This is a genomic window from Pseudomonas monachiensis, from assembly GCF_047345015.1.
In the GTDB taxonomy this organism is placed as follows: Bacteria; Pseudomonadota; Gammaproteobacteria; order Pseudomonadales; family Pseudomonadaceae; genus Aquipseudomonas; species Aquipseudomonas monachiensis.
In genome coordinates this window covers 1,473,782-1,488,705 of the sequence record NZ_CP178857.1, presented here as the reverse complement: position 1 = coordinate 1,488,705, position 14,924 = coordinate 1,473,782, and the positions used below count along the sequence as shown (strand labels likewise).

General features: G+C 58.4%; 17 protein-coding genes. 10 read left to right on the top strand and 7 right to left on the bottom strand.

Annotation, left to right across the window (positions count from 1 at the left end; genetic code table 11):
* Positions 1–36: 36 nt before the first annotated feature.
* Positions 37–873, bottom strand: a complete 837-nt coding sequence (locus ACMDB8_RS06640; protein WP_056721413.1) for a CvfB family protein — start codon at positions 871–873, stop codon at positions 37–39.
* Between the two features lie 351 nt (positions 874–1,224).
* On the opposite strand from ACMDB8_RS06640, the gene ACMDB8_RS06635 reads away from it, so the two are divergent.
* The 3 genes from ACMDB8_RS06635 (at position 1,225) to ACMDB8_RS06625 (ending at position 3,290) form a co-directional block, all read left to right on the top strand.
* The gene (locus ACMDB8_RS06635) at positions 1,225–1,413 is read left to right on the top strand and encodes a hypothetical protein (RefSeq protein WP_015096330.1); all 189 of its coding nucleotides are present in this window, start codon (positions 1,225–1,227) and stop codon (positions 1,411–1,413) included.
* A gap of 207 nt (positions 1,414–1,620) precedes the next feature.
* A complete protein-coding gene (locus ACMDB8_RS06630) occupies positions 1,621–2,343 on the top strand; it encodes a TorF family putative porin (RefSeq protein WP_056721411.1) in 723 nt (240 codons plus the stop codon).
* Positions 2,344–2,420: 77 nt separating this feature from the next.
* Positions 2,421–3,290, top strand: coding sequence for a DUF6279 family lipoprotein (locus tag ACMDB8_RS06625; protein WP_056721408.1), 870 nt, complete (start codon positions 2,421–2,423; stop codon positions 3,288–3,290).
* Between the two features lie 70 nt (positions 3,291–3,360).
* Here the strand turns inward: ACMDB8_RS06625 and ACMDB8_RS06620 are convergent, their stop codons facing one another.
* The gene (locus ACMDB8_RS06620; RefSeq protein ID WP_409079345.1) at positions 3,361–3,753 is read right to left on the bottom strand and encodes a transcriptional regulator; all 393 of its coding nucleotides are present in this window, start codon (positions 3,751–3,753) and stop codon (positions 3,361–3,363) included.
* Between the two features lie 194 nt (positions 3,754–3,947).
* On the opposite strand from ACMDB8_RS06620, the gene ACMDB8_RS06615 reads away from it, so the two are divergent.
* The 3 genes from ACMDB8_RS06615 (at position 3,948) to ACMDB8_RS06605 (ending at position 6,075) form a co-directional block, all read left to right on the top strand.
* Complete coding sequence (locus ACMDB8_RS06615; RefSeq protein WP_409079344.1) at positions 3,948–4,682, top strand: DUF899 domain-containing protein; 735 nt, start codon at positions 3,948–3,950, stop codon at positions 4,680–4,682.
* Positions 4,683–4,866: 184 nt separating this feature from the next.
* Positions 4,867–5,622 (top strand): class I SAM-dependent methyltransferase, encoded by a 756-nt coding sequence (locus ACMDB8_RS06610; RefSeq protein WP_162252401.1) that lies wholly within the window; start codon positions 4,867–4,869, stop codon positions 5,620–5,622.
* Positions 5,623–5,799: 177 nt separating this feature from the next.
* Positions 5,800–6,075 carry a hypothetical protein gene (locus ACMDB8_RS06605; RefSeq protein WP_056721400.1) on the top strand — a complete coding sequence of 92 codons (276 nt, stop codon included), beginning with the start codon at positions 5,800–5,802 and terminating at the stop codon, positions 6,073–6,075.
* A 64-nt stretch (positions 6,076–6,139) separates the two neighbouring features.
* Here the strand turns inward: ACMDB8_RS06605 and ACMDB8_RS06600 are convergent, their stop codons facing one another.
* On the bottom strand, positions 6,140–7,480 hold the full coding sequence (locus ACMDB8_RS06600) for a DEAD/DEAH box helicase (protein ID WP_046043701.1): 1,341 nt from the start codon (positions 7,478–7,480) through the stop codon (positions 6,140–6,142).
* Positions 7,481–7,671: 191 nt separating this feature from the next.
* On the opposite strand from ACMDB8_RS06600, the gene ACMDB8_RS06595 reads away from it, so the two are divergent.
* On the top strand, positions 7,672–8,970 hold the full coding sequence (locus ACMDB8_RS06595; protein ID WP_056721399.1) for a mechanosensitive ion channel family protein: 1,299 nt from the start codon (positions 7,672–7,674) through the stop codon (positions 8,968–8,970).
* A 131-nt stretch (positions 8,971–9,101) separates the two neighbouring features.
* Here the strand turns inward: ACMDB8_RS06595 and ACMDB8_RS06590 are convergent, their stop codons facing one another.
* On the bottom strand, positions 9,102–9,746 hold the full coding sequence (locus tag ACMDB8_RS06590) for a hydrolase (protein WP_008018228.1): 645 nt from the start codon (positions 9,744–9,746) through the stop codon (positions 9,102–9,104).
* Positions 9,747–9,904: 158 nt separating this feature from the next.
* On the opposite strand from ACMDB8_RS06590, the gene ACMDB8_RS06585 reads away from it, so the two are divergent.
* Positions 9,905–10,792, top strand: coding sequence for a LysR family transcriptional regulator (locus ACMDB8_RS06585; RefSeq protein ID WP_056721397.1), 888 nt, complete (start codon positions 9,905–9,907; stop codon positions 10,790–10,792).
* Positions 10,793–10,843: 51 nt separating this feature from the next.
* Here the strand turns inward: ACMDB8_RS06585 and ACMDB8_RS06580 are convergent, their stop codons facing one another.
* The 3 genes from ACMDB8_RS06580 to ACMDB8_RS06570 form a co-directional block, all read right to left on the bottom strand.
* Positions 10,844–11,710 (bottom strand): carboxylate/amino acid/amine transporter, encoded by an 867-nt coding sequence (locus ACMDB8_RS06580; protein WP_056721395.1) that lies wholly within the window; start codon positions 11,708–11,710, stop codon positions 10,844–10,846.
* Positions 11,711–12,053: 343 nt separating this feature from the next.
* Positions 12,054–12,653, bottom strand: coding sequence for an FMN-dependent NADH-azoreductase (locus ACMDB8_RS06575; protein WP_046043697.1), 600 nt, complete (start codon positions 12,651–12,653; stop codon positions 12,054–12,056).
* A gap of 165 nt (positions 12,654–12,818) precedes the next feature.
* On the bottom strand, positions 12,819–13,133 hold the full coding sequence (locus ACMDB8_RS06570) for a hypothetical protein (RefSeq protein WP_056721393.1): 315 nt from the start codon (positions 13,131–13,133) through the stop codon (positions 12,819–12,821).
* A gap of 49 nt (positions 13,134–13,182) precedes the next feature.
* Here ACMDB8_RS06570 and ACMDB8_RS06565 point away from each other — a divergent pair, with 49 nt between their 5' ends.
* Positions 13,183–14,106 (top strand): LysR family transcriptional regulator, encoded by a 924-nt coding sequence (locus ACMDB8_RS06565; protein WP_008018223.1) that lies wholly within the window; start codon positions 13,183–13,185, stop codon positions 14,104–14,106.
* Positions 14,107–14,120: 14 nt separating this feature from the next.
* Complete coding sequence (locus tag ACMDB8_RS06560; protein WP_056721391.1) at positions 14,121–14,924, top strand: alpha/beta fold hydrolase; 804 nt, start codon at positions 14,121–14,123, stop codon at positions 14,922–14,924.

Sequence of the window (14,924 nt, the reverse complement as noted above, 5' to 3'; positions counted from 1 at the left end):
CGCAGCCTTCGGCAGCTCCTACACGTCAGAGTGGGGTCAACTGAGCTCGATACGATCGGCATGAATGACAATCTGGCCGTTCTTGTACAACGCACCGATGGCCTTCTTGAAGTTGCCCTTGCTGACACCGAACAGACTGCTGATCAATGCCGGATCGCTCTTGTCGCTCACCGCCAGGCTGCCGTTGTTTTCGCGCAACTTGGCGAGGATCTTCGAGTTCAGGCTGGTGGCCGCTTCCTGGCCGACCGGTTGCAGGCTCAGGCTGATCTTGCCGTCGGCGCGAACTTCCTTGATGAAGCCCTTTTCTTCTTTACCGGCGCGCATGAACTTGAAGATTTCGTTCTTGTGGATCAGGCCCCAATGCTTGTTGTTGATGATGGCCTTGAAGCCCATGTCCGTGGCTTCGGCCACCAGCAGATCCACTTCCTGGCCCGCGGTGTAGTTGGCCGGGGTCTTGTCCAGGTAGCGGTCCAGGCGCGCGGTCGCGGTGATGCGACGGGTGTGCTTGTCGAGATAGACGTGCACCACCACATACTCACCCGCCGTCATCTGGCGCTTCTCTTCGGAGAACGGCAGCAACAGGTCTTTCGGCAAGCCCCAGTCCAGGAATACGCCGATGCTGTTGACTTCAACAACTTTCAAACTGGCGAATTCACCGACTTGAACTTTCGGTTTTTCAGTAGTTGCGATGAGTTTGTCATCGCTGTCCAGATAAATAAAAACGTTGAGCCAGTCTTCATCTTCGGTAGGAATATCTTTTGGAATATAACGATTAGGCAGAAGGATTTCGCCATCCGCGCCACCGTCCAGATATAAACCGAAGTTAGTGTGTTTAACCACTTGCAAACTGTTGTAACGCCCGACTAAAGCCATGTCCAATACCCTCATTGCGTGGGCGGCATTCTACCCGGTTTTAAGCGCTGCGTTCGGCAGCCGGCCCGGTGGCGCGAGAAAATCCTCTGAAACCCTTAATTTTCCCGGGGTTTCATCCCGCGTCTGGCCGCTCGTCAGGCCGTTCCGGGCATTTACGCCATGCCCAGGCAAGCGCAACACGATATTTTTTCGGGCAATGTTTTTAGTTAAAACAGCGGCTTAGGTGCATATTTCGGATATTGTCCGGTGACTGATTACCCCGTCCTCAAGAATATGCCGAGGGGATATTTGCCAAGCAATTATCAGGTAATTCCTGTACGATGCCTGGCCAAGTTAATTTTCTACAGGTTAATGGCCGCCATGCGCGTAAAAGCATCCACCAGCAAAGCAAAGCCAGCTCCAGCCGTCGAAACCAGCGAATCGATCAACAGCCAGATCGCTGCGTTCCTCAAGTCCGGCGGTGAAATCCAGCAAATTGCCAAAGGCGTCAGCGGCCAGACGTTCGGCCCGTCCAAGCAGATCACCCTGGGCAAAAAGTAATCCCCCCGCGTCACCTGGTCCCAAAGCGCTTTGAGCTTCGAAGCGCTTGGACTGGAACCCTCGTTATTCCCCCCGCCACTCCTTCAAATCGTTCGGAAATCGACGAACGGCCTTCATTGCCGATCATTCGCCGGTATTCTTGCACACGTCTGGATCAAGCGTTTCAGCGGGCCCGCCAGCCTGTCCTCGCTGTTCATGGAGTGACGCATGTTCAAACCTTTCTATCTATCGGCATTGCTCGCCAGCCTGCTGGCCTGCTCCGTGGCACACGCACAAATCTTTCAGCGTGAGCTGGGGGGCTTCGACCTCAAGCTCGGCACCACCCCCACCCGCAGCATGGCCCAGGGCCTGGTCAAACCGTCGGCCGTCGGTTCGTTCCACGGCGGCCTGGATCTGAGCCACGACAGCGGTTTCTACGTGGGCCAATGGTCGCCCAGCGTGGGGATCAGCCCGGGGAAAGACCTCGAGATCGATTCCTACATGGGTTTTAAACAACCCTTCGACCAAACCCTCGGCTACGAAGTGGGCCTGATCCGCTACAGTTACCCCGAAGTCACGACCCCTGACAGCCAGGAACTGTTCGGCGGCCTGACCTTGCTCGGCAGCCGATTCGGCATCGCCTTCAGCAATGACCCGGACAAACAGAACAACACTCTGTTCGCTGACTTGAGCGGCAATCAACCTTTCGGTGTAGGCATCAGCCTGAAATACACCACCCACCAATTCAATACGCCAGTGGCGGTGGATGGCGGGTATGTAGGCAGTTTTACCGATTGGTCGCTGAAATTGTCCCGCCCGTTCATGGGCATCGACCTCGACCTGATCTACAGTGACTCCAACCTGAGCGGCAGCGGTTGCTCGGCCTATGCCGGGCACAACAACCAGTGCGACGGGCTGGTGACGCTCAAGGCCGAACACGCGTTCTATTGATCGGCTGAACTGCCGGGCTCCTCTTGGGTTCACATGAGAATCAGACACCGAAGACTGGCTTTCGCAAGGACTCGCCCATGTCCCGCTGGTTCAAACATATCGCCTTTATGCTGATAGTTGCCCTTGCCCTCGGCGCGTGCAGCCGCGTGGGCCTGGCCTACCGCAATCTCGATGTGATCATCCCGTGGACGCTCAGTGACTACCTGGACATGAACGGCGAGCAAAAAAGCTGGCTGGACGAACGCTTGAAGGAACACCTGAGCTGGCACTGCACCACCCAACTGCCCGGCTACCTCGACTGGCTGGACCGTCTGCAAACCATGATCACCACCAACCAGGTCACCGATGCAGCCTTGCAAGCCCGCGCCCACGAAGCCGAACAGGCGATCGCCGAGACCGCGCGGGAAATCACCCCGTCGGCCATCGAGTTGCTGAAAGGGCTGGATGACAAGCAAGTCGCCGAAATGAACGACGCCTTTGCCAAGGACCAGCGCAAACGCCAGCAGGAATACCTCAAACCTTCCCTCGACCAGCAGATCAAGGAACGCGGCGCGCGCATGGAGAAGCGCCTGAACGACTGGCTCGGGCCTCTGAACACTACCCAGCAACAACGGGTAGCCACATGGTCCAGGACCCTGGGCGAGCAGAACACCCAGTGGCTTGCCAACCGCGTCCATTGGCAGAAACAGTTCAGTGCAGCTGTTGCCCAACGCCAGAGCCCCGAATTCCCACAACGCATCGAGACACTTCTGGTCAATCGTGAGAGCTTGTGGACACCCGCCTATCGGCAGGCCTTTGCCAACACCGAAGCCCAGGCGCGTTCACTGTTCGTGGATCTGATGGCTGAAAGCACGCCGAGCCAACGCGCACGGTTGCTGAAGAAAATCGAGGGTGTGAGGAAAGACTTCAGCGACTTGAAGTGCCTGAAAGCCGGGAAACAAGGCTGAGGACAACACAAGACCAATGTGGGAGCGAGTTGCTCCCACAGGGTGATTCCACAGGATTGCATGAGAACAATCAGGCAATCTGCGCCTTCGACGCCACCTCATCGAACGTCACCTCATCCAGCGCATCCTCCTGTTCGTCCAGCACCTGCCGCGGGTGATCATTGCCAGGGATGCTGCTGTCGATCAGGCTCAACAAACGCGAACCCCGCGCCGTCAGAATGTAATTGGTGCCCGTACCACCTTCGTCCTCCGGTCGCGGTTCGATATAGCCACGCGCCAGCAGTAACTTTTCGTACTCTCCAGCCACCGTTTTCAAGTGATCAAGATTTTCAATCGGCTCACCTTCCGCAGCCTTCTGCGCGGCATGCTGTTCGGCGTAAGGCCGCGGCGTAAAACTGTGGCCCGCACTGTTTTGCACTTCATGCAGCAAGCGCTCAATCAAGTCCCAATTGTAAGTCGTCATCCTGATTCAACCTCCGGTGCCCGTTCGATTGATGCCCGTGCAATTGCACGGACCTTACAGGTTGTGACCGGTACGCCCGCCCGCCGTTCAGCCGGGCGTTTGCAGACGACCGACCGACGGCATGTCGAAATCCACGCAAGCCAAACGACTAGTCTGTGTAAGTCACCTCCCCGCCCCATGCAGGAGAAAACAACATGAACATTCAGAACCATCCCGTCGTATCGCAGGAAGAATGGCTCGCCGCCCGCAAACAGCACCTGGCCCACGAAAAAGCCTTCACCAAGGAAAGGGACAGACTCAGCGCCGAACGCCGCGCCCTGCCCTGGGTGAAAATCGACAAGGACTACCACTTCCAGGGGCCCGACGGCGAACTGAAACTGGCGGACCTGTTCGGGGGGCGCAGCCAGTTGGTGATCTACCACTTCATGTTCGCCGAGGGCTGGGATGAAGGCTGCCCTGGTTGCTCGTACCTGAGCGATCACATCGACGGCGCCAACCAGCACCTGGCCCACCATGACGTGGCCGTGGTAGTGGTTTCCCACGCACCGTTCGCCGAATTCCAGGCTTTCAAACGGCGCATGGGCTGGAAGTTCGACTGGGTGTCGTCCGAAGGCTGCGATTTCAACTACGACTTTGGCGTCACCGCCCGAGCTGAAGACGTCGCCGCCGGAAAGGCTACATACAACTACGAAAAAACCGACGGCGCCGAAGAAGAACTCCCCGGTCTCAGCGTGTTTTATCGCAATGACGCCGGAGAAATTTTCCATACCTACTCTACCTATGCCCGGGGCCTGGACATGCTGGTCGGCGCCTACAACTACCTCGACCTGACGCCCAAGGGCCGCAACGAGGACGAGATCATGGAGTGGGTGCGGCATCACGACCGGTACGAAGAACAGGCTAACCCTGGTTGCTGCCATGGGGGTTAGCCTTGAAACTGAATCGGGCCCGCTCGCGAAGAGCGCCCGATCCGCCCGAAAAGAAATAGTGCTCAGCCGATGAAATGACCGGTGAACTGTCATTTCTTTAAGCTACGCTCAAGACTTTCTGACAGTTACAACACTAAAAAAACTATTGGAGAGAACTGTGTCAGGACGACAAGACCAGAATAAAGTGACTGACGAAAGCTATTGGGACAGTGTGTGGTCCCCTGCACAGTCCTCGCTGTCTGCATTGAGCGGTTCAGATTTCTACTACGGGAAAAATGGCCTCTTCGCCAGGTTGATTCATGCGCGGCTTGGCTCGATCAAGGGTACTCGTATTCTGGAACTGGGAGGTGGCGGTGAAAACAAACGCCTCTTGTCCATGAATAAATGGATGGACGCAGACGTCACTGCGCTCGATTTCTCCGATGAAGGTCTGAAAGTAGTCAAGGAGCTGTTTGATATCAATCAATGCTCAGGCCACTTCCTCAACGCCGACATATGCAACTGGACACCCGACCAGCAATACGACACCGTCGTTCACTGGGGTGTCCTGGAACATTTCATTGATCCAAGGCCTATGCTTGAGAAATCATTTTCCGCCTTGAAGAGTAACGGCAGGCTGCTTTTTTCGATGCCGAACATGGAAGCTGTTGGCGCGCAACTGTGGAAAAACTGGTGCCCTGAAAACTGGTCGAAACACGTATTTCACTCCAGGGAACTCATCGAAAAAACATTACATGAGATCGGCTTCTCAACAGTTGGAAGCTTCCATTATGGCGTGCCGTTCTTGAAAGGCGCTGAGTGGGAGATTGCGGCCATGGGCCAGCGTCCCATCGATCTGTTACAGAAAGTCTGCAGTGCCTCGGCACGGGTAGTACCGATTTTTCATAAATATGGAAACAAGCATATCTCGATGGAAAGAGGATTCATTGCGGTCAAGTGATCGAGGCTTGAGTAAACGGAACGACTCTTTCATCACTTTGCCGAGTGTAGAAAAACCGGACATTGTCCGGTTTTTTGTTGGCCACCCTATACCAGACTTATCCGCCACCTCGGCTGAACTTTTCTTGCTGTTGTCCCCTCAACCGGATATCTGCCGTTGCCGGAACAGAGGACGCTTATGAAAACCCTGAGCAAGCTGACCCTCGCTATCACCCTCGCCTGCGCCCTGCCCGCCTGGGCCTGCACCCCCGACGAAGCCACTGCCAAGCGCGAGCAACTGGCCCGGGAAGTGGCAAGGCTCACCGAGCAAAATCCGACCAAGGCCAAGGAGATCAATGATGAGTTGCAGAAGATGGATCTGGGCACTGCCGCCAAGGACCTGCCGGACAAGTGCCAGTTGATCGACCAGCGCTTGAAGGAACTGGAGTCTGCCGAGAAGAAAGCCGAAGGCTGATAAAACACCAGGGATAAAAAAACCCGGACACTGTCCGGGTTTTTCACTGATCGTCTACAACGACTTACTCAGCCGCCGGTGCTTCCGGCTTGCGGCGCTTGAGTGGGGCCATGCCGTCCTTGCTGACCAGGGAATCACTCTTGGGCCGGTTGGCGCTCTTGCGCTTGGTCGGGGTCTTGGCGGCAGTTTTTTTCTTGTCGCCCTTGGCGTCGGTCTTTTTCTTCTTCACGCCAACAGCCTTGCCCGAGGCCTTGACCTTTTTCGGTCCGCCGTAGGTGCCTTTGACTTCCTTGATGGTGCGGCGCTCGAAGCTCTGCTTGAGGTAGCGCTCGATGCTCGACATCAGGTTCCAGTCGCCGTGGCAGATCAGCGAGATGGCCAGGCCATCGTTGCCGGCGCGACCGGTACGACCGATACGGTGCACGTACTCATCACCGCTGCGTGGCATGTCGAAGTTGATCACCAGGTCCAGGCCGTCCACGTCCAGACCACGGGCTGCGACGTCGGTGGCCACGAGGATTTTCACGCCGCCCTGCTTCAGGCGGTCGATCGCCAGCTTGCGATCCTTCTGGTCTTTCTCGCCGTGCAGCACGAACGCCTTGTATTCCTGCGCCACCAGGCGGCCGTAGATGCGGTCGGCCATGGCCCGGGTGTTGGTGAACACGATGGCTTTCTGGTAGGTCTCGTTGGCCAGCAACCAGTTGACGATCTGTTCTTTGTGCTGGTTGTGGTCAGCGGTGATGATTTGCTGGCGAGTGGTTTCGTTCAGCTGGCTGACCGCGTTGAGCTGCAAGTGCTCAGGGTTGTTCAGGACCTTGGCGATCATCTCGCGCAAGCCCGAACCACCGGTGGTGGCGGAGAACAGCATGGTCTGCTGACGGTTGGTGCACTCGTCCACCAGACGCTGAACGTCGTCGGCGAAGCCCATGTCGAGCATACGGTCGGCTTCGTCGAGCACCAGCACTTCAACTTCTTTCAAGTCGAGGTTGCCGGCGTTCAATTGCTCGATCATCCGGCCCGGGGTACCGATCAGGATGTCGGGTACCTTGCGCAGCATGGCGGCCTGGACCTTGAAGTCTTCACCGCCGGTGATCAGGCCGGACTTGATGAAGGTGAACTGCGAGAAGCGTTCAACTTCCTTCAAGGTCTGCTGGGCCAGTTCGCGGGTCGGCAGCAGGATCAGGGTCTTGATGCTGACGCGGATTTTCGCCGGGCCGATCAGACGGTTGAGAATCGGCAAAACGAATGCAGCGGTTTTACCGCTACCGGTTTGCGCCGTCACCCGCAGGTCACGCCCCTGGAGCGCCAGCGGGATGGCCGCGGCTTGCACAGGCGTTGGCTCGACAAATTTCAGCTCGGCCACGGCTTTGAGCAGGCGTTCGTGCAGGGCGAATTGGGAAAACACGGGTGCTACCTCGAAGAAATGCAAAAAAACAGCTGCATAGGGTAACGGTTTCGAGCGCTCAGGCCGAGTTTCTTTATACAAATGGCGGTAAACAGTTGGTTTTTTGTTGCCTGATTTTTCCCGAAACGTAATACAAAGCGTCTTAAATGCTCTAATCCCCTCTCGTGCCTTATAGAAGAATCGTTTCAACCATGGATATCAAACAGCTCTGGACCAACGTCCTGGACCTTTGGGGTGCCCTCGACCAGCACCCGCTCGTGCACTCCAGCCTGTCGCTGTTGCTACTATTGGCGATTGCGCTGTTCCTCGGACGGGTGGCGCGTTACCTCATTCTGCACGCGGCAAAAATGCTCAGCCGCCAGCCGGCCCTGCACTGGGTCAATGATTTCCTACAGAACAAGGTGTTCCATCGCCTGGCGCAGATCACCCCTTCACTGGTGATCCAGTTCGGCCTCAATCTGGTGCCGGACCTGAGCAAAACCAGCCTGAACTTCCTCGGCAACGTCGCACTGTCCTTCACCTTCCTGTTTCTGCTGCTGGCGGTCAGCGCCCTGCTCAACGCCCTGCTGGACATCTACGCCCGCACCGAGCACGCCCGCACCCGCTCGATCAAAGGCTATGTGCAATTGGCGAAAATGGTGCTGTACGTGTTTGGCGCGATCATCATCGTCGCCACACTGATCGATCGCTCGCCGCTGTTGCTGCTGTCAGGCCTGGGCGCCATGTCGGCGGTGATCCTGTTGGTCTACAAGGACACGCTGCTGTCGTTCGTCGCCAGCGTGCAACTGACCAGCAATGACATGCTGCGGGTCGGCGACTGGATCGAGATGCCCCAGGTGGGCGCCGACGGCGATGTGGTGGACATCACGCTGCACACGGTCAAGGTGCAGAACTTCGACAAGACCATTGTCTCGATCCCGACCTGGCGCCTGATGTCGGAGTCGTTCAAGAACTGGCGCGGCATGCAGGCTTCCGGTGGCCGCCGAATCAAACGCAGCCTGTTCATCGACGCCAGCGGCGTACGCTTTCTGCGTGACGACGAAGAACAGAAGCTGTCCCAGGTGCACTTGCTCACCGACTACATGACCCGCAAACAGGCCGAACTCAAGGCCTGGAACGAAGCCCAGGGCAACGTCGCGGCCATGTCGGCCAACCGTCGGCGGATGACCAACATCGGCACTTTCCGCGCCTATGCGCTGGCCTACCTGAAGAGTCATTCGGGGATCCAGCCGAACATGACCTGCATGGTGCGTCAGATGCAGACCACGGCCCAGGGTATTCCGCTGGAAATCTACTGTTTTACCGGCACCACGGCGTGGGCTGATTACGAGCGGATTCAGGGGGATATTTTCGACTACCTGCTGGCGGTGCTGCCGGAGTTTGGCTTGAGCCTGTATCAGCAGCCGAGCGGTATGGATTTGCGTGCGGGAGTATTGCCGGCGGTGCTGGGGGCGAGCCATATTCCCGAAGCTGAAAAGCGCAGGGTGTAACACCACAAAACCTGTGGGAGCGAGCTTGCTCGCGATGAGGGCGTGTCAGTCAACATATGTGTCGTCTGACAGCCCGCAATCGCGAGCAAGCTCGCTCCCACAGGGGTTACATCATTTTCAGAATTTGCGGGTTACTTCACCTGCCGCTGCGGTGCCTTGTGCACCATGGTGTAGGCGTAATCCACGCCCATGCCGTACGCGCCGCTGTGTTCCAGCACCAGTTCCATCACCGCCTCGTAAGTATCCTTGTGCGCCCAGTCACGCTGGTATTCGAGCAACACTTGTTGCCAGGTCACCGGCACCGCGCCGGCCTGAATCATCCGTTGCACCGACATGTCATGGGCTTCCTTGCTGGTGCCGCCGGAGGCGTCGGTGACGATGTACACCTCATAGCCTTCAGCCAGGGCTTCCAATGCCGGAAAAGTCAGGCACACCTCGGTCCACAGCGCGGCAATGATCAGCTTCTTGCGACCGGTGGCTTTCACCGCGTCTACCAGTGCCTTGTCTTCCCAGGAGTTCATCGAAGTGCGTTCGATCGGCTTTTGATCCGGGTGCACAGCCAGCAATTCGGGCCAGATGTAACCGCTGAAGCTTTCGGTTTCGACCGAGGTGTAGATGGTCGGCACGTTGAAGATCTTCGCCGCCTTGGCCAGGCCCACGGTGTTGTTCTTCAGGGTCTGACGGTCGATGGACTGCACGCCGAAAGCCATTTGCGGCTGGTGGTCGATCAGGATCAGGGCGGAGTTGGTTGGGTTGAGCAGTTCACGAATAGACATGGCGCGTTCCTTTTGATGTCGATACTTCGAATGGGTGAGGGGGTAGTCGACCGTGCCTTCTGCGGCGTTGTTGTCGGCTTGGATGTCACTTTAGGGGCTGGCGATAAAAGGGACAATTACCTAAAATCGAGAAACATTGATTCTAAAAAAGGGACAATATGGATCGCATCGAATGCATGCGCGCCTTCGTCGTCACGGTCGGCGAGAACGGCTTCGCCGCAGCCGCCCGGGCCATGGATGTGCCGCGCTCGAAAGTCAGCAAACAGATTCAGGCGCTGGAAGAAGCCATCGGTGTGCAATTGCTGCAACGCACCACCCGCAGCCTGCACCTGACCGAAGCCGGGGCCGAGTATTTCGATGCTGCACGGGAGGTGTTGGCGGCACTGGACGAGGCCGAGCAACGCGCCCGTGACGGCATCGGTGAGTTACGCGGTGTGTTGCGGGTCAATGCGCCGATGTCGTTCGGTCTTCGGCGGCTGGGGCCATTGATTCCGCTGTTTCACGAACAGCACCCGAACATCGAGTTGCAACTGGTGCTCAGCGACCAGCAGGTCGACCCGGTGCGGGGCGGGTTTGACGTGACCATCCGTATCGCCAGCATGCCCGACTCGACGATGATCGCCCGGCAACTGGCACCCGCACCACGCATCATGGTGGCATCCCCGGCTTATCTCGAGCGCGCGGGCGTTCCGCAGACTCCGCAGGATCTGCGCGCCCATCAATGCCTGAACTACGGGTATCTGCAGAGCGGTGTCAGCCTGCAACTGTGCAATGGCAAGGATACCCAACGGGTGAACGTCACCGGCCCACTCCACGCCAACAACGGCGACCTGCTCGCCCAGGCCGCCGAAGCCGGCATGGGCATCGCCCTGCTGCCCGACTTCATCGTCGAGGATGCGCTGGCGGCCGGGCGAGTGGTGCCAGTGCTGTGTGAATGGCAGGCCCCGGCGATCACCATCAATGCGGTGTATTCGTCGGCGCGGCGGGTGCCACAGAAGACCCGGGCGTTTATCGAGTTTCTGGTGGGGCAACTGGCGCCGAAGTGATTTTCGAAGATCACACAATCTATTGTGGGAGCGGGCTTGCTCCCACAGGGTTCAGCGTGCCACCAACGACTGGCGTACGCCCAACCGACTGATCCACACCGCCAGCAAAATCACCGAACCGCCGAGCAACAACCGCCCCAGTTCTTCGTGCTGATTCCAGATGAGCAGATTGATCAGCAGCCCCACTGGCACATGCAGGTTGTTCATCGCCGCCAGGGTCCCGCCGCTGACCAGACACGCCCCCTTGTTCCACCAGTAAAGACCCAAAGCGGTCGAGACCAGTCCGAGGAACAGCAGCACGCCCCATTGCAACGGTGCTTCAGGCAGGAAGTCCTGTTTGCCGAACAGCAGAAACGCCGGCAACACCACCGCCAGAGCACCGAGGTAGAAGAAGCCGAAGCGACGGTAATGCGGCAGATCGCTCGGATGACGCGCGACCAGATGTTTGTAGAGCACCTGCCCGGCAGCGAAGGTGAAGTTGGCCAGTTGCAGCAACAGGAAGCCCATGAAGAAGTCCGGGTTGATCCGGTCAAAGCGAATCACCGCCGCCCCCGCCACCGCCACCAGAGCCGCGACCAGGGCCCATGGATTGAAACGACGATTGAGCGCATCCTCGATCAGGGTCACGTGCAGCGGCGTGAGGATGGTGAACAGCAACACTTCCGGCACCGTCAGTACGCGAAAGCTCAGGTACAGGCAGACATAGGTCACGCCGAACTGCAACGCGCCGATCAACAGCATGCCGCGCATGAATGCCGGCTCCACCGAACGCCAGCGGGTCAGCGGGATGAACACCAGCCCCGCCAGCAACACGCGTACCAGCACGGCGAAGTAACTGTCGACATGACCGGCCAGGTATTCGCCGATCAAACTGAAGGAAAACGCCTGGATCAGCGTGACAAAAAGTAGATAGCCCATGCTCGCCTCATTTCGAATGGCGGCGACGATAGCGGTTTTTGCTGCTGATCGCGAACACCCAAATAATACAAATTCCTTGTGGGAGCGAGCTTGCTCGCGATGACTGAGTGTCAGTCGACAACACCTTGTCTGACACACCGCAATCGCGAGCAAGCTCGCTCCCACAGGGTTTTGCAGGTGTTCGTCAGATCGCAGGCAAAAAAAAGCCCGATCTCGCTAAAGCGTTCAATCGGGCCAGGGCACTCAGGAGCAACAAGTGCGAAGGGAGGTTCGATGCGCGTACAGGCTTGAAGGGTTGCGCCAGGTCACTAGACCATCCAGCGATTATCTGGCGATTAACCGGTCAGGCCACTTGCGAAAGCTTGGCGTTCGCCTGGTTCAGGCCTTTCTCCTGGAAGTCGCCGCCCAGGTTCATGCCTTCGGCGTGGATGAACGTCACGTCGTGGATGCCGATGAAGCCCATGACCTGGCGCAGGTACGGTTCCTGGTGATCGGCGGTGCTGCCGGCATAGATGCCGCCGCGAGCCGTCAACACATAGGCACGCTTGCCGCTGAGCAGGCCTTGCGGACCGGTCTCGGTGTACTTGAAGGTCACGCCGGCACGCAGCACATGGTCGAGCCAGGCTTTCAGGGTGCTGGGGATCGCAAAGTTGTACATGGGCGCGGCCATGACCAGTACGTCGGCAGCGAGCAATTCATCGGTCAACTGGTTGGAACGCTCCAGGGACGCCTGCTCGATGTCGCTGCGCTGCTCGGCGGGCTTCATCCAGCCACCCAGCAGGTTGATGTCCAGGTGCGGCACGGGCTTGACGGCCAGGTCCCGGACGGTGATCTGGTCATTCGGGTGAGCGGCTTTCCACTGGCTGATGAAGGTCTGGGTCAACTGGCGGGAAACCGAGTCTTGCTGACGGGCACTGCTTTCGATGATCAGAACGCGGGACATGGGATGTAGCCTCCATCTGAGAATGCGGTAGGTCGATGGAGTGAAGGTTAAACAGAGTCATATCGATGAAAAAGCGCAAATAACTGCTATAACCCATCAAGAAATTCGTTTATAAGCTCTGCATACCCTGTGAGAGCGGGCTCGCTCCCACAGAAGAGCCTGGCGTCATTTCGGGGTGCAGGTCAGCTCGATGCGCAATTTGATGATGTTGCGGCTGAATTTGGCCGTGGCGTTTTTGTGTTTGCCGGCCGGTACATCGATCTTGCGAGTGCGGGGGGCTTCCGGGCCATTGCTGAAAACCGCCTTGCAGCTCGCATCGACGTCGCCGTAGTTGGCGACCCGGATGGAGCCGATATCGCTGTCGGTGTCGAAGGTTTCAAAGTCTATCTTCATTCCGTTGAGGTTCTTCTGCACATCAATCGGATAAGCAAACGCCGTCAGCGGCAGCAGCGCCAGCAGCACACAACAGATTTTTTTCATTCGGCAGCCTCCAATAAGGGCTGCCAGCTTAGGACAAGAGGAGCTCAACATGAAAGCGCCCCGCGTGACCCTCGATCAATGGCGAACGCTGCAGGCCGTGGTCGATCACGGTGGTTTCGCCCAGGCCGCCGAGGCGCTGCATCGCTCGCAATCGTCAGTCAGCTACACCGTGGCCCGCATGCAGGATCAACTTGGCGTGCCGTTGCTGCGCATCGACGGACGCAAAGCCGTACTGACCGAAGCCGGCGGGGTGCTGTTGCGCCGCTCCCGGCAACTGGTGAAACAGGCCAGCCAACTCGAAGACCTGGCCCATCACATGGAGCAGGGTTGGGAAGCCGAAGTGCGCCTGGTGGTCGATGCCGCCTACCCAAGCGCCCGCCTCGTCCGCGCCTTGACCGCGTTCATGCCGCAAAGCCGTGGCTGCCGGGTGCGCCTGCGTGAGGAAGTGCTGTCGGGGGTGGAGGAAGTCTTGCTCGAAGGCGTGGCCGACCTGGCCATCACGGGCTTCAGTATTCCCGGTTACCTGGGCGCGGAATTGAGCGACGTCGAGTTCGTCGCAGTCGCCCACCCGGAGCATCCCTTGCACCGCCTCAACCGCGAACTGAGCTTCCAGGACCTGGAAAGCCAGATGCAGGTGGTGATCCGCGACTCAGGCCGCCAGCAACCGCGGGACGTCGGCTGGCTCGGCGCCGAACAGCGCTGGACCGTCGGCAGCCTGGCCACCGCCGCGACCTTCGTCAGCAGCGGCCTGGGTTTTGCCTGGCTGCCCAGGCACATGATCGAACGGGAACTCAAGGAAGGCACGCTCAAGCTGCTACCGTTGGATCAGGGCGGCAGCCGTAACCCGAGCTTCTACCTGTATTCGAACAAGGACAAACCGCTGGGGCCGGCCACGCAGATTCTCATCGAACTGCTGCGTACCTTTGACACCGCACCACTGGACGCACCGTTCGCCGCCCCCGAACAAGCCTGACACGGAGTGTATGCATGGCCTATTTCGAACACGAAGGTTGCAACCTGCACTATGAGGAATATGGCCACGGCACGCCGCTGCTGCTGGTCCATGGCCTGGGCTCCAGCACCCTGGACTGGGAAAAACAGATCCCGACACTGGCCACCCGCTACCGGGTGATCGTCCCGGATGTGCGCGGTCACGGCCGTTCGGACAAACCCCGGGAGCGCTACAGCATTGCCGGATTCAGCGCCGACCTGATTGCATTGATCGAACACCTCAATCTCGGTCCGGCACATTATGTCGGCCTGTCCATGGGCGGCATGATCGGCTTCCAGCTGGGCGTGGATCAGCCACAACTGCTCAAAAGCCTATGCATCGTCAACAGCGCGCCAGAGGTCAAACTGCGCAGCCGCGACGATTACTGGCAGTGGTTCAAGCGCTGGAGCCTGATGCGCGCCCTTAGCCTGGGTACCATCGGCAAGGCGCTGGGCGGCAAGCTGTTCCCGAAACCCGAGCAGGCCGACTTGCGACAAAAAATGGCCGAGCGCTGGGCAAAAAACGACAAACATGCTTATCTCGCCAGCTTCAACGCCATTGTCGGCTGGGGGGTTCAGGAACGACTTTCGAAGGTCACCTGTCCAACCCTCATCGTCAGCGCCGACCGTGACTACACGCCGGTGGCGCTGAAGGAAAACTACGTAAAACTGCTGCCCGACGCGCGGCTGGTGGTGATCGCCGATTCACGCCACGCCACGCCGCTGGACCAGCCGGAACACTTCAACCAAACACTGCTGGAGTTTCTGACCGCAGTCGATACCACCACTCAGGATCACTGA

Coding starts and splice junctions, on each gene's coding strand:
- ACMDB8_RS06640 (WP_056721413.1), bottom strand. CDS start 873: ATGGCTTTAGTCGGGCGTTACAACAGTTTGCAAGTGGTTAAACACACT.
- ACMDB8_RS06635 (WP_015096330.1), top strand. CDS start 1,225: ATGGCCGCCATGCGCGTAAAAGCATCCACCAGCAAAGCAAAGCCAGCT.
- ACMDB8_RS06630 (WP_056721411.1), top strand. CDS start 1,621: ATGTTCAAACCTTTCTATCTATCGGCATTGCTCGCCAGCCTGCTGGCC.
- ACMDB8_RS06625 (WP_056721408.1), top strand. CDS start 2,421: ATGTCCCGCTGGTTCAAACATATCGCCTTTATGCTGATAGTTGCCCTT.
- ACMDB8_RS06620 (WP_409079345.1), bottom strand. CDS start 3,753: ATGACGACTTACAATTGGGACTTGATTGAGCGCTTGCTGCATGAAGTG.
- ACMDB8_RS06615 (WP_409079344.1), top strand. CDS start 3,948: ATGAACATTCAGAACCATCCCGTCGTATCGCAGGAAGAATGGCTCGCC.
- ACMDB8_RS06605 (WP_056721400.1), top strand. CDS start 5,800: ATGAAAACCCTGAGCAAGCTGACCCTCGCTATCACCCTCGCCTGCGCC.
- ACMDB8_RS06595 (WP_056721399.1), top strand. CDS start 7,672: ATGGATATCAAACAGCTCTGGACCAACGTCCTGGACCTTTGGGGTGCC.
- ACMDB8_RS06590 (WP_008018228.1), bottom strand. CDS start 9,746: ATGTCTATTCGTGAACTGCTCAACCCAACCAACTCCGCCCTGATCCTG.
- ACMDB8_RS06585 (WP_056721397.1), top strand. CDS start 9,905: ATGGATCGCATCGAATGCATGCGCGCCTTCGTCGTCACGGTCGGCGAG.
- ACMDB8_RS06580 (WP_056721395.1), bottom strand. CDS start 11,710: ATGGGCTATCTACTTTTTGTCACGCTGATCCAGGCGTTTTCCTTCAGT.
- ACMDB8_RS06575 (WP_046043697.1), bottom strand. CDS start 12,653: ATGTCCCGCGTTCTGATCATCGAAAGCAGTGCCCGTCAGCAAGACTCG.
- ACMDB8_RS06570 (WP_056721393.1), bottom strand. CDS start 13,133: ATGAAAAAAATCTGTTGTGTGCTGCTGGCGCTGCTGCCGCTGACGGCG.
- ACMDB8_RS06565 (WP_008018223.1), top strand. CDS start 13,183: ATGAAAGCGCCCCGCGTGACCCTCGATCAATGGCGAACGCTGCAGGCC.
- ACMDB8_RS06560 (WP_056721391.1), top strand. CDS start 14,121: ATGGCCTATTTCGAACACGAAGGTTGCAACCTGCACTATGAGGAATAT.